At 67.0% G+C, this 13,044-nt stretch carries 9 protein-coding genes; 3 read left to right on the top strand and 6 right to left on the bottom strand.

Annotation, left to right across the window (positions count from 1 at the left end; translation table 11 throughout):
• Nucleotides 1-86: 86 nt before the first annotated feature.
• The 3 genes from IEW02_RS14455 to IEW02_RS14445 are packed head-to-tail and all read right to left on the bottom strand — an operon-like array spanning nucleotide 87 to nucleotide 6,120.
• Nucleotides 87-860: a DNA-formamidopyrimidine glycosylase family protein gene (locus tag IEW02_RS14455; protein ID WP_188545552.1), complete on the bottom strand. Its 774-nt coding sequence runs from the start codon at nucleotides 858-860 to the stop codon at nucleotides 87-89.
• A gap of 3 nt (nucleotides 861-863) precedes the next feature.
• Entirely contained in the window at nucleotides 864-5,408 is a 4,545-nt protein-coding gene (locus IEW02_RS14450; RefSeq protein WP_229746045.1) for an ATP-dependent helicase, read from the bottom strand.
• A gap of 46 nt (nucleotides 5,409-5,454) precedes the next feature.
• Nucleotides 5,455-6,120 carry a DUF2059 domain-containing protein gene (locus IEW02_RS14445; RefSeq protein ID WP_188545550.1) on the bottom strand — a complete coding sequence of 222 codons (666 nt, stop codon included), beginning with the start codon at nucleotides 6,118-6,120 and terminating at the stop codon, nucleotides 5,455-5,457.
• A gap of 110 nt (nucleotides 6,121-6,230) precedes the next feature.
• On the opposite strand from IEW02_RS14445, the gene IEW02_RS14440 reads away from it, so the two are divergent.
• Genes IEW02_RS14440 through IEW02_RS14430 form a run of 3 tightly spaced genes read left to right on the top strand, consistent with a single transcriptional unit; the run spans nucleotide 6,231 to nucleotide 8,580 of the window.
• Nucleotides 6,231-7,412 carry an NAD(P)H-binding protein gene (locus IEW02_RS14440; RefSeq protein WP_188545549.1) on the top strand — a complete coding sequence of 394 codons (1,182 nt, stop codon included), beginning with the start codon at nucleotides 6,231-6,233 and terminating at the stop codon, nucleotides 7,410-7,412.
• Nucleotides 7,409-8,119 (top strand): CPBP family intramembrane glutamic endopeptidase, encoded by a 711-nt coding sequence (locus tag IEW02_RS14435; RefSeq protein ID WP_188545548.1) that lies wholly within the window; start codon nucleotides 7,409-7,411, stop codon nucleotides 8,117-8,119. The genes IEW02_RS14440 and IEW02_RS14435 overlap by 4 nt, the downstream gene beginning before the upstream one ends.
• Before the next feature lie 23 nt (nucleotides 8,120-8,142).
• The gene (locus tag IEW02_RS14430; protein ID WP_188545547.1) at nucleotides 8,143-8,580 is read left to right on the top strand and encodes an Lrp/AsnC family transcriptional regulator; all 438 of its coding nucleotides are present in this window, start codon (nucleotides 8,143-8,145) and stop codon (nucleotides 8,578-8,580) included.
• Here IEW02_RS14430 and IEW02_RS14425 read toward each other — a convergent pair.
• The 3 genes from IEW02_RS14425 to pucL are packed head-to-tail and all read right to left on the bottom strand — an operon-like array spanning nucleotide 8,568 to nucleotide 13,039.
• The gene (locus IEW02_RS14425) at nucleotides 8,568-11,261 is read right to left on the bottom strand and encodes a molybdopterin-dependent oxidoreductase (protein WP_188545546.1); all 2,694 of its coding nucleotides are present in this window, start codon (nucleotides 11,259-11,261) and stop codon (nucleotides 8,568-8,570) included. The two genes, IEW02_RS14430 and IEW02_RS14425, sit on opposite strands and share 13 nt — an antisense overlap.
• Nucleotides 11,258-12,073 (bottom strand): FAD binding domain-containing protein, encoded by an 816-nt coding sequence (locus IEW02_RS14420; protein ID WP_188545545.1) that lies wholly within the window; start codon nucleotides 12,071-12,073, stop codon nucleotides 11,258-11,260. Before IEW02_RS14420 ends, IEW02_RS14425 begins: the two co-directional genes overlap by 4 nt.
• A gap of 45 nt (nucleotides 12,074-12,118) precedes the next feature.
• Nucleotides 12,119-13,039 carry a factor-independent urate hydroxylase gene (gene pucL / locus IEW02_RS14415; protein WP_188545544.1) on the bottom strand — a complete coding sequence of 307 codons (921 nt, stop codon included), beginning with the start codon at nucleotides 13,037-13,039 and terminating at the stop codon, nucleotides 12,119-12,121.
• Nucleotides 13,040-13,044 lie beyond the last annotated feature (5 nt).

The raw sequence follows: 13,044 nt of genomic DNA, 5'->3' as shown, positions 1-13,044 counted from the left end.
TCCTTTGTGAGTGGGTGTGACACCACTCTGACTCCCTCGGCTGAGCGGAGCATGACTCGAAGCTGGGAGCCGGCTGTGAATGTGTGTCAGCGTTGGCAGCGCGGGCAGTAGTAGATCTGCCGCTCCTCGAGCGGATTGTCGCCGAGGTGGCCGAAGACGATCCGCGCTCCACAGCGGCGGCACGGCTTGTTCTCGCGCCCGTACACCCAGAACTGCCGCCCGGGGCGCAGGTCACCGGTCATGGTGCGGCCGTTGCGATGCTTGTTCGCGTGAATGGTGCGGAACGAGACGTCGACGAGCTTGCCGATATCTCCCACGCGCGCAACCGGAGTCGTGGGCCGCACCCCCCGGAGGAAGCAGACCTCGTTCCGGTAGACGTTGCCCAGGCCGGCGATCACGCGCTGGTCCAACAGCGCCAATCCGACCGGCCGAGCAGGGTCGGCTTCGAGGTTGGCGGCCGCGACGGATGCGTCCCAATCGTCCCCGAGCAGGTCCGGCCCGAGGTAGCCGACCGCAGTGTCGTCGTCGTCCAAGATCTCGACCACGCCGAGTTCGAACCCCACCGCCGTGCGCTCGGTGTTCGCGAGGACGATGCGTGCTTGGTAGGCCGGTCTGCGCCACTTGGTGCCCGGTACGTAGACGTGCCACGCGCCTTCCATCTTCAGATGCGAATGGATCACCTTGTCGCCCACCCGTATCAGCAAATGTTTGCCCCGCGAATCGACCGAGTCGACAACGGATCCCGTCAAATCGACTGTGGCGTAGCGAGGTACGCGCACATCGCAGACGGTGAGTTGGCGCCCGACAAGGGCGTCGCGTAGAGAGTTGGCCGTCCGCCAGACGGTGTCGCCTTCGGGCACGTACTACGCCCTGATCCGAAGGCCGCGCGGCGTGGCGGAGAACCCCGCCTCGGTGAGGATGGACGCGAACACGCTGCCGTGGATGTCGGAACCGTCCGTGCGTTCGATCAGGATGCGATCGACGGATCGCTGCGTGACGAGCTTGCCCAGGGCCGCCGCCGCGGACTGCAGCACGTCCCGATCCTCGGTGAACGTCAGTACCGACTTCCCGCCGCGCTCGACGTAGAGCACCAGGTCTCCTTCGACCAGAACCACGATGGCACCGGCCTTGCGGCCGGGCCGGTGGCCGGAACCTGCCTCGGTAGGACCCTTCGGCCAGGTGAGTGCTGCACCGAACGGATTGGCCGGGTCGGTGGCCGCGAGAGCGACTGCGCCGGATGTGCGCTCGCTCTCGTTGCGGAGCCGGTCGACCACGTCGGACGTCGAGAACTGTGCTCCACCCAGGGAATCGACGAAGTACCCACGCCGGGCGCGACCGCTGTCCTCGAAGGTGGAGAGCACCTTGTACATGGCGCCGAACCCGCCCGGAACACCTTCGCTCATGACCGACCCACGAGTGACCACTCCGTACCGTTCCAAGAAGATGTCTGCGGTGGCTTTCGCGCGAACGGTGAGGTCGTGTTCGGCCTCCGGCAGCAACGCCCACCGTCCTCCCGCCGAGGGCGGTCCGGTGCGGGTCGGCAGCGACGGGCGTTCGAACCGGCGATAGGAGCGCGTCCTCGGTGTGCGGCGCACTTGACGGTGACTGGGCGCGGATTTGGCGGACCCGTGCAGCAACGCTCGTAGCGGGGCGAACGTGTCGTTCGTCAGCCGACCCGTCCACACCAGATCCCACAACGCGGCGACCACGGCGTCGTCGTCGATGCTCTGCACGGAATCGGAGAGTTGCCGGAAGAAATACGCGCCGCCGCCGGCGAGCGCACCCAGGATCCGCTCCTGTACGTCGGTTAGCTCGGCGTCCGGTGGTTCGGTGAGCGTGAGCGGAGCCGCGTCTGCAGTGTGCAAGCACACCCACCCGTCCTTCGACGAGATTGCGCCGTGTCCGGACCACAAGACCTCGCCCGTAGCGGTGAGCTCGTCGAGCATGGCAGGGGAGTAGTCACGAACACGCGAGGGAAAGATCAGCGATTCCCAGGCCGAGGCCGGAACCGGCACGCCGGCAAGCTGTTCCACGACCGTCGCGACCCCGTCGATCCCGTGCAACTTGCCGCCGACGTGTTGCCACGACGGTAGGAACCGGCCGAGGGTCCCGACCGACACGGGCTCGACGTCGTGCCGCGCCGCGGCGAGCGAGCGACGACGCAAGCGGCGCAACACTTCTGCGTCACACCATTCGGATCCGGTTGCGCCGGGACGGAACTCACCTTCGACGACTCGTTTCTGCGCGGCCAACCGATGCAGCGCGTCGCGGGCCACCGCGGCGCCGATACCGAACCGGGACGCGACGTCGGCGGTGGTGAACGGGCCGTGTGTGCGGGCGTACCGGCTGACCAGATCGCCCATCGGATCGTCGACCGGTTCGATGAACGCATCCGGAACCCCGATGGGAAGGGGGACACCGAGGCCGTCGCGCAATCGGCTCGCGTCCTCGATGGCCACCCACCAGTGCGAACCCGCGAAAGAGACGTCCATCGCGCGGCGTGACGTCACCAACTGCTGCAACCACTCCGGAACGGCGCCGTCCGGCACCGTCCTCGCCACCACCTCGTCGGTGGTCAGCGGACCCAGGATGCGGAGGAGATCCGCGACCCCTTCGACGTCGCGCGCGCGTCGGTCCTCGGGCAGTCTCTGCAGCTCTGCTTCGGTGGTGGTGACAACGTCGCCGTCCAGCAGATCACGGAGTTCGACGCGGCCGAGCAGCTCGGCCAACAGGGACGCGTCGAGAGTCAGGGCAGCGGCGCGGCGCTCGGCCAAGGGCGAGTCGCCCTCGTACATGAACTGCCCGACGTAGGAGAACAGCAATGACGTCGCGAACGGCGACGGTGAGTCCGTCTCGACGTCGATCACCCGAATCTGGCGGCGGGCGATGCGAGTGCACAACTCTTCGAGAGCGGGCAGATCGTAGACGTCCTGCAGGCACTCACGCACCGTCTCGAGCAGGATGGGGAACGACGGGTATTTCTTTGCCACGTCCAGCAATTGAGCCGCCCGCTGACGCTGCTGCCACAGCGGCGCACGCTTGCCCGGGTTGCGGCGGGGGAGCAGCAGCGCTCGTGCTGCGCACTCGCGGAAGCGCGACGCGAACAGCGCGGAACCGCCGACCTGCTCGGTCACGATGTCCGCGATCTCGTCGCGATCGAACACGAACAATTCGGCGCCGGGCGGGGCGTCCTCGGTATCGGGGAGACGCACGATGATGCCGTCGTCCGACGCGGTGGGAGACGAGTCGATGCCGAATCGTTCGATCAACCGGGCGCCCACCGCAAGCGCCCACGGTGCGTGCACCTTCTGGCCGTACGGTGAGTGCAGAATCAGACGCCAGTCACCGAGTTCGTCGCGGAAGCGCTCGACGACCAGCGTCTTGTCGGTGGGAAGGTTCCCCGTTGCCGCGCGCTGTTCCGCCAGCAGCGAAACGAGATTGGTGACGGCATTGACGTCCAGGCCGCTGGCCACCAGACGTTCTCGCAGTGCGTCCTCGTCCGAACTCTCACGCAGGAACCCACCGAGCGCCTCACCGAGTTCGGCGGGACGGCCGGGGCCGTCGCCGTGCCAGAACGGAAGCCGCCCGGGCACACCGAACGCCGGGCTGACGAGCACTCGGTCGTGGGTGATCTCCTCGATCCGCCAGCTGGTGGCGCCGAGGGCGAAGACGTCACCGACGCGGGACTCGTACACCATCTCCTCGTCGAGTTCGCCGACGCGGGTGGCGCGCTCGCCGACCATGAAGACGGTGAACATGCCGCGGTCCGGGATGGCACCGCCGGACGTGACCGCCAGGCGCTGGGCACCCGGTCGGCCGGTGAGAGAACCGGTTTCGCGGTCCCAGACCAGGCGCGGGCGGAGCTCGGCGAACTCGTCGGACGGATAGCGGCCGGACAGCAGGTCCAGTGTCGACTCGTACGCCGACCGGGGCAGCGACGCGAAGTTGCCCGTTCGGCGGACGCTGTCGAACCACTCGTCGGCGTCGATGGGTTCGAGTGCGCACGCTGCGACGGTGTGTTGCGCCAGGATGTCGAGCGGGTTGGTGGGCACCTTCAGTGCCTCGATCTGGCCGTCCGCCATGCGCTGCACGGTGACCGCGCAGTGGACGAGGTCGGTGCGGTGCTTCGGGAACAGAACGCCGCGGGAGACCTCGCCGACCTGGTGACCGGCACGCCCGACTCGTTGCAGACCGCTGGCCACCGACGGCGGCGCCTCCACCTGGACGACGAGATCGACTGCGCCCATGTCGATGCCGAGTTCGAGGCTGCTGGTGGCCACGACGCATCGCAGTCGCCCGGACTTCAGGTCGTCCTCGATGATGGCGCGCTGGTCCTTGCTGACACTGCCGTGGTGCGCGCGGGCGAGCAGTGTCTCGGCGCCGTGGGTGACGTCGGACGCGCCGCCGACTTGGGACGGCGGAGCGTGCTCGGTGTCGACTGCCTCACCGAGGCGCTCGGAATAGATCTCGTTGAGCCGTGCGGTGAGCTTCTCCGACAGCCGCCGCGAGTTGGCGAACACGATCGAGGAACGGTGCTCGAGCACCATGTCGACGATCTGTTCCTCGACGTGCGGCCAGATCGAACCCTGTTGCGGCGCAGCAGAAGCCGATCCCTCCTGCGGCGACGAGGTGCCGAGCTCGGTCATGTCCTCGACCGGGACTCGTACCGATAGTTCGAAGGTCTTGGTGGACGGAGGCGCCACGATGCGGATGGGCGCAGACCCGGTGAGGAAGCGTCCGACCTCCTCGTGCGGACGGACGGTGGCGGACAACCCGATGCGCTGCGCCGGCTTCTGTAGTGCGGCGTCGAGGCGTTCCAGCGACAGGGCCAGGTGCGCGCCACGTTTGGTTCCGGCGACGGCGTGAACCTCGTCGACAATGATGGTGTCGACGGATTCGAGTGTCTCGCGGGCCGCCGAGGTGAGCATCAGAAACAGCGACTCGGGGGTGGTGATCAGAATGTCGGGTGGGGTCTTGATCAGCAGCCGCCGATCAGCCGGTGTGGTGTCACCCGACCGCACTCCCACCGAGATCTGCGGCGGTACGAGGCCGTGCAGCTTTGCCGTTTGCGTGATGCCGACGAGGGGTGCGCGGAGGTTGCGCTCGACGTCGACCGCCAGCGCTTTGAGCGGTGAGATGTACAGCACGCGGGTGCCGCGAGGCTCGTCCTCCCCTCGGGAGGCGAGGCGGTCGAGAGCCCACAGGAAGGCCGACAGTGTCTTGCCCGATCCGGTGGGAGCGACGACGAGGGTGTGCGCGCCGCTGGAAATGGCATCCCAGGCCCCGAGCTGAGCAGGAGTGGGAGCGGGGAACGCGCCGTCGAACCAGGTGCGTGTGGATTCGGAGAACCGAGAGAGGACTCCGGCAGCGCCGTCCGCAGTGTCTGCGCCCTTCCTGGTTTTGCTCACGACCTCATTGTGCCCCGACCCACCGACACGTCCCGTCCCACCGACGTCAAGGCTGCTCGTCGTCGAGCTTGTCCTGGCCGCGGTTGCGGAAGAACTTGAAACCGGGGATGCCGATGACAGCGCGGCGCACATCGGTGGTGACCTCGAGAAGTTGGTGCAACTCCGGCGCCACCGAATCCATGGTCGCGAGAATGGGCATCAGGGCTTCCATTCGCGTCATCAACTCGGGTAACTGGTCCACCATCTTGATCGCGGCGTCGAGCTCGGCCTCGGAGAAGTTCTCGACGAATTTGCGCCCCAGAGGCAGTCCGGCGTCTGCGATGGGCTCGAGTTCGCCGATCAGGCGCTGCGCCACGGCCGATGCCTCGGACGCTCCGGTGACCACTTTCGACGCGTCGATGGTGGTGCGCTCGACGTCGACGATCACACCCGCCGCGCTCTCGGTGATCGCCTCTACCTTCGCCAGCAGCGCGTCGAGCTGGGCGAACAAGCCGTCGATGCGCGCGGGCAGCGAGGCAACGAGGGCCACCGTGTCGAGCGACCACAGAACGGTTCCTCGCACGACGGCGACCAGGTCGCCCGGCGTCGGAATCGTGAACGTGATCCGCCGCGGTGCGGGCGGGGAGGGCAGGGGGTGCGGGGATCGGGGGTGCGGGGATCGGGGGAGCGGGAAGCCCGGAGGGCGGTCGGGTGGTCGCGGCACGGTCGACATAACGTCATCTTGTACCCATTCCGGCGTTCACCGACACGCATTGGCGGCATCGGTTCGGTGCGACCATCCTCACGCGGTGACCTGGCTCGATGCGCCGTAATGTCGGAGACATGACAGCTCTGGTCACCGGTGCAACCGGATATATCGGGTCCCGACTCGTCGCCGCTCTGCGCGAGGCGGGAGAGGACGTGGTCGCGGTCAGCCGCCACCCCGACAGCCTGCAGCGTTTCGACTGGTACGGCGACGTCACGACGACCAAGATGGACGTGACCAGCAAGAGATCGTGCACGGCGGCCTTCGATCGAGTCGGAGACATCGACGTGGCGTACTACCTGGTGCACGCGATCGGGCAGGCCGGTTATCGCGACGTCGACATGCGGTCGGCCCGATACTTCGCAGAAGCCGCGCGTGACGCCGGCGTGCGACGCATCGTGTACCTCGGCGGATTCGTTCCGCGTGGCGAACAGCTCTCCGAGCACCTCGCGAGCCGCGCGGAGGTGGGTCGCGCCCTGGAGGTGGGCGGCATCGAGGTGGTGTGCCTGCAGGCGGCCATCGTGCTCGGCGCCGGGTCGACGTCCTTCGAGATGCTCCGGTACCTCTCGGACCGGCTGCCGGTCGTCCCTTTGCCCACGTGGTTGAACAAGGACGTGCAGCCCATCGCGGTCGACGACGTCATGCACTACCTGATCGCCTCGGCGGACGACGTCCTGCCGCCGGGGTCCTACGACATCTCCGGCGCCGACGTCATGCCGTACAGCGAGCTGGTGTTCTCGTACGTGCGGGCAGCGGGATTGCGCCGTGTCGGTGTCCCGGTACCGCTTGTCCCGATGTCGTTGGCCGCAGCCGTCATCGGGCGCATCATTCCGGTGCCGGCGGGACTCGCCGAAGATCTCGTTGCGTCGCTGCAGAATTCGATGACCGCATCGGACGACCGGATCAGGTCCTACATTCCCGATCCGCCGGGAGGTCTCACGAGCGTCGCTGACGCGATGCGTCGCAGCCTCGTCGGACAGCACGCGGTGCCGAAGCCGATCGGCGCGACGCCGGACACGCTGCGGTTGGTGGACTCCGACGCGGTGTGGACCGGCGGCGACGAGGCCAGCATTCGCCGCCGCGCCGGCGAAGTCGTGACCCGCGACGGCTGGAAGGTGCTAGAAGGCCTGGGCGCCGGGGCAATCCTCTACAAGTGGCCGGTCGCTCCGGTCGTCCGCACGAACCTCGACGTACTCGAGGCGGTGGCCGATCGAGTACGGTCTGTGGTGCGACGACCCACCCGAGGAGACGATCGATGACCTCGCTGCGTACCAGGTTCGAAAGCACCGTTCGATCGGCATTGGTGGACAAGGTCGACCGAGACCACACCGAATCCGATCGCGCGTTCCTCCGTCGCCGAATAGTGGTGACGATAGTCCTGATTCTCGGCGCGACGCTCCTGGGTATATCCCTGAACGTCGACCCGGGCGACACTGCCTTCTACCCACTCACCATCGGCGTGGCTCTGGTGTGGATCGTCGGCGGATTCCTGTCCGGCCCACTGCACCTCGGCAGCATCAACTTCGCAGGACATCTTCGGCGGCCCATCGTGACGCCCATCGCGATCGGCCTCGCAGCCGGAGCGGTGTTCGTCGTCGGTGGGCTCATCGTCCGTGAAATCCCTCCGCTGCGTGATTTCATTGCGAGCGTGTTGGCGTATGCGACACAGGGATCGCTCCCACTCATCGTCTTCATCGCCTTGCTGAACGGCGTCGCCGAGGAGATCTTCTTCCGCGGCGCGCTGTTCGCCGCGATCGGACGCAAGCGGCCGGTGGTCATCTCGACCGTCATCTACACCATCGCCACACTCGCCACCGGCAACCCGATGCTCGCGTTCGCGGCCATCCTGCTCGGTTTCGTCCTCGGTCTGGAACGTCGAGCATCGGGCGGCATCCTGGCACCGATCCTCACCCACGTCGCTTGGTCCACGATCATGGTTCTGGTCCTACCGCCGATGTTCACCTGATCCGATCCGCTAGCGTTGGGCCGATGTCCGACATTCTCGATCCGACGGATCGCCTGCTGGTGTCCGAGCTGGTGGGGGACGGCCGGGCCACGCTCGCCGCGCTCGCCGACAAAGCAGGCTTGTCCGTGTCGGCGGTCCAGTCCAGGGTGCGCCGTCTCGAAGCGCGCGGGGTGATTCTGGGCTACACGGCGCGAGTCGACCCAGAATCGTTGGGGCACATGCTGTCGGCCTTCGTGGCCATCACCCCGCTCGATCCCGCGGCACCGGACGACGCTCCCGCTCGGCTCCAGGAGATTCCGGAAATCGAGTCGTGCCATTCGGTGGCAGGCGACGAGAGCTACGTCCTTCTCGTTCGGGTCACCGGCCCGCGTGACCTCGAGCGACTTCTGCAACTGATCCGCTCGACGGCGAACGTGCGCACGCGCAGCACGATCATTCTGCAGACGTTCTACGACTCCTGAAGTGCCCGCCAGATGCGGTCCGTCGTCATCGGAAGGCTGTGCAGGCGTACACCTGTCGCATCCCTGATGGCGTTGGCCAGAGCCGGAGCCACCGGGTTGTACGGGGATTCACTCATCGACTTCGCTCCCAGCGGGCCGATGGCGTCGTAAGTATCGGCGAAGAGCACCTCGGTGCGGGGCACGTCCGCGAATTGCGGAATGTGGTAGTTGCGCAGCGTGGTCGTGGTGACGGCGCCGGTGGCGTCCGTTCGCATGTCCTCGTAGAGCGCAGTTCCGATTGCCTGCGCGACACCACCTTCGACCTGTCCGCGGCACTGCACAGGATTCATCACCGTCCCGGCGTCTGCGCTCTGCACCGAGCGCAGAATCTTCACCCGACCCGTCTGCGCGTGCACGGCAACCCGAAAACCCTGCACGTTGAACGCAATCGAGCGGGGAGAGCCGTCGTGCCGGCCGATCTCGGTCAGCGACCCTCCTGCGCGGGCCGCAATGTCGGGCAGCGCGACCTCGAGATCGGTGAAGCGAACTCCGGTCGCAGTCAGCGTTCCGTCGGACTCCCCGGTCATCTCGGCCGCGATGGTGAGCAGTGTGGACTTCAGTGTCGCGGCGGCGAGCAGAAGCGCCTTGCCGGCCACGACGGTGCCGGCCGATCCGAACGCCCCGGTGTCGTACGTCGTGGCGTCCGTGTCCGATTGTGCGACGAGGATGTTGTCGACCGACGTGCCGAGTTCCGAGGCGGCGATCTGAGTGTGCACCGTGGTGGTTCCGTTGCCGAACTCGGCGGTGCCGACGCGCGCGAGATACGTTCCGTCGGAACGCAGTTCGATGGACGCGTCGGCGCGGTGTCCGCGAGGCGGAATGGTGGCGATCATGGCGACGGCCATCCCCGTGCCCACGGACCACCCGTCCGGCGGCGGGAGGCCCTCGTCGCGCTTCATCGCGTCGTCGACCAGGTCGATGCATTGGTCGAGACCGTAACTGCCGTAGAGCAGGTCGCCGTCCTCGACGTGCGCATCGACGAACGGGTCGCCCGGGACCACCACGTTGCGACGCCTGAATTCGTAGGGGTCCACGTGCACCTTGCGCGCCAGTTCGTCCATGGCGGACTCGATGCCGAACATGACCTGTCCGAGACCGTATCCACGGAACGCCCCGGACGGAATGTTGTTCGTGTACACCGCTTTCGCGTCGACTCGCTTGTTGGCGCACCGGTAGATCGCCACCGACTCGCCGCACCCGTGGAACATGACGCCGGCACTGTGGTTCCCGTAGGCTCCCGCGTCGCTGACCACGTCGATGGCCAGGGCGGTCAGGATGCCGTCGGCGTCGGCGGCCGCCGTGACGGTCACGCTCATGGGGTGGCGGCACGGTGCTTTGGTGAACTGATCCGACCGGCTGAACTCGTACGAGACCGGGCGGCGGGTGCGCATTGCCGCCAGGGTCACCAGATCCTCGGTGAGCAGTTCCTGTTTGCCGCCGAACCCCCCGCCCACGCGGGTGGTGAAGACGCGAATGTCGTCGGGGCGGAGAGAGAAGATGTGGCACAGCTCGTCGCGGACGAGGAACGGCACCTGCGAGCTGGTACGGACGACGAGCCTGCCGCTCTCGTCGTGCCACGCCAGAGCTCCGTGCGTTTCGAGGTGCGCGTGCTGTACCCGACCGGTTCGCCAGGTGCCGGTCACCGACGCCGCCGACGTCGCGACCGCGGCGTCGACATCACCGGAACTTCCGTGGAGCTCGGCCACGAGATTGCGTGCAGGGTCCGCGATTCGGGCCTGTGGACCCTTATCGTCGTGGATCACGGGGGCACCGGGGGCGCATGCTTCGACGGGATCGAACACGGCGGGGAGGACCTCGTACCCCACCTCGATTCGCCGACAGGCCTCTTCGGCGGCGAGCACGCTCTCCGCGACCACGGCCGCGACCCGTTGACCGACGTGTCGCACGACGGTGTCGAAGACCAGAGTGTCGTCGGGATCGTCGTAGCGAACCTCGTGACGGGCCGTGGAGAACGCGACGTCGGGTGCGTCGCCGTGAGTCATGACGTCGACGACGCCCTCGACCTCGAACGCCTTCGTCGTGTCGATGGACGTGATCCTGGCGTGGGCGTGCGGACTCGACAACACCGCGATGTGCAGCAGGCCCGGGGGTGCCACGTCCATCGTGTACGGCTCACGTCCGGTGACGATTCGCTCGCCGGCCGGGGCGGGAACTCCATGACCGGTCGAGGGGCCGCGGCAGGGTCGCTCGACGTTGACGACGCCGTGCACGGCATCCTCGATGGCTCGATATCCGGTGCAGCGGCACAGGTTTCCCTTGAGCGAGGTGTCGAGATCGTCGGATTGGCTCGGCGAAAAAGTCGACGCGGTCACGACCATGCCTGCCGTGCAGAAGCCGCACTGGAACCCGCCCGCCTCGACGAACCGGCGCTGGACGGGATGGAGGTCGCCCGGCGAGCCGAGCCCGGCTGCGGTAGTGATGGTCTTTCCCTCGGCCCGGTACGCCGGCACGATGCACGAGTGCGCTGCCTTGCCGTCGATCAGAACCGAGCACGCCCCGCAATCGCCTGCGTCGCACCCCTTCTTGACCTCGAAATGGGCGAGGTCGCGGAGCATCGTGCGCAGGCACTGACCGGGAGCCGGAGTGTGTTCCACACCGGTGCCGTTGACGTCGAACCTCATCTCAACTCCTCGCAGATCTCGCGGGCCGCCGCCCCGCTCACGTGGCGGCGCCAGTCCGGATCGCCGTGCACGTCGTCGTACCAACTCGATTCCGGTACAACCGAATACAACACGTTGCCGATGTGACGCGCGTCGGGGACCTCGGCGAGGCGGACCTGATACGGCCGGTCCGTCGCGGCGGTGACGGTGAGCACGAAGTCGCCGTTCGGGTCCACCCGCCCGATCACGACCGCCCCCGAGCGGCCACGGGGTGCGAGCGCCACCTTGCGGAACGCCGTGCGAGCACGCAAGGCCGAATCGGCGATGCTGATGCTGCGTAGGACATCACCGTCGTTCAGTGAGGTCCGAACCGCGCCCGTCACCAGATCGGCGACGGGTATCACGTAGTCGGTTCCGTCCGCCGCCCAGACAAGGGCCTGTCCGTCGAGCGCCGCGCACAGCGACGTCATCGCCCCGGCCGGCAGAGCCAGACAGATGTTCCCGCCGACCGTGGCGAACTGCTGCACCTTGAAGGACAGGAGAACCGCATCGCAGCATTGGCTCACGAGTGTCGACACCGACGAATACGGGGCGGGTAGCTCGGCGCCGAGCAGTTCGGTCAGCGTGCAGGTGGCGGCAATCTCGAGTCCGTTGTCGCGGACGGTGATCGGAGTCCATCCGAGGTCGGTTATGTCGACGAGGCGGCGTATGTGGTTCTGCCGCTCCGACATCATCCAGGTGGCACCCGCCACGACGGCGGTGTCACCGCCGACCGTGCGGAGATCGTCCCGCGAGCGCGCCCGCACGACCTCGCTGACGGTTCCGAGATCCATCGATCATCAACCTGTCTTCGGTGCCACTGCTCTGAACACCACTGCTCAGCCCACCACACTGTAGGTGCGCCAGGCGGGGCCGGCGTCGGGTGCGTCGTCTCGTTCGACCGTGGCCTGAATCAGCCCGTACGGCCGGTCGTCGGCGTTGAACACTTCGTTGGGGTTCTCGAGACCGAAACGCGAGAGGTCGTAGACGAAGTGGTGCTTGTTGGGCGCCGACATCCGGATCTCGGCGATGAACGGATACTTCTCGAGCACCGCCTTGCCCATCTCGAAGAGCGTCTGCTGGAGGGCGAGCGACTGCACGTCGGCGAACCGTTCCACCATGGCCTGCTTCGCACCTGTGTACGTTGCGTCCCAGTCGACGTCGGTTCTCGTGTAGCGCCATCTGGTTTCCAGCGATGTGGCCATGACGCGATCGTGGGTGGGTTCGAGGACCGTGTACGAATCCTCCAGGAATCCGGCGAACTCGCTTCCGGTGGACTTGAGGATGACCAGATCCTTGAATCCGCTGGTGACCCAGGTCTTCTGGGCGTCACCCTTGCCCTCCACGGTCACCGACGCCACGCGCGTCTCCTGACCCTTGCGGACCCAGGTGTGATCGTGCTCCTTGCCGCCGACCGTGACGCGCTCCCACGCGTATTCCTCCAGTTCGATGCGGGCGCTCTGGACCGGGACGGTGTCGTCCACGAAATGCCGTCCGAGATCGAGACCGTAGCTCTCGAGGTTGCGCAGTCCCTTCTCCTTGGCGTACGCGTAGGCCGTCTGCTTCTGCGTGTCCGTCGGCAGGACCTCGGACTGATCTCCGGCCAGGTGCGCTGCCGAGAAGTCGCCGCGCAGAGCGGAGGAGACGTTGATGTCGTGGATCTCGTGACGCGGTGCATCGCGGTAGATGCGCACGACGCGATTCTCGGCCTTGCCGTACTGATTCGCGCCGAGAACGATGTTGCCGGTCAGGTCGGTCACGGTGG

This window comes from Rhodococcoides trifolii, assembly GCF_014635345.1.
Taxonomy (GTDB): domain Bacteria; phylum Actinomycetota; class Actinomycetes; order Mycobacteriales; family Mycobacteriaceae; genus Rhodococcoides; species Rhodococcoides trifolii.
Note: the sequence above shows the minus strand (reverse complement) of the source record. Positions and strands in the feature narration are given on the sequence as shown.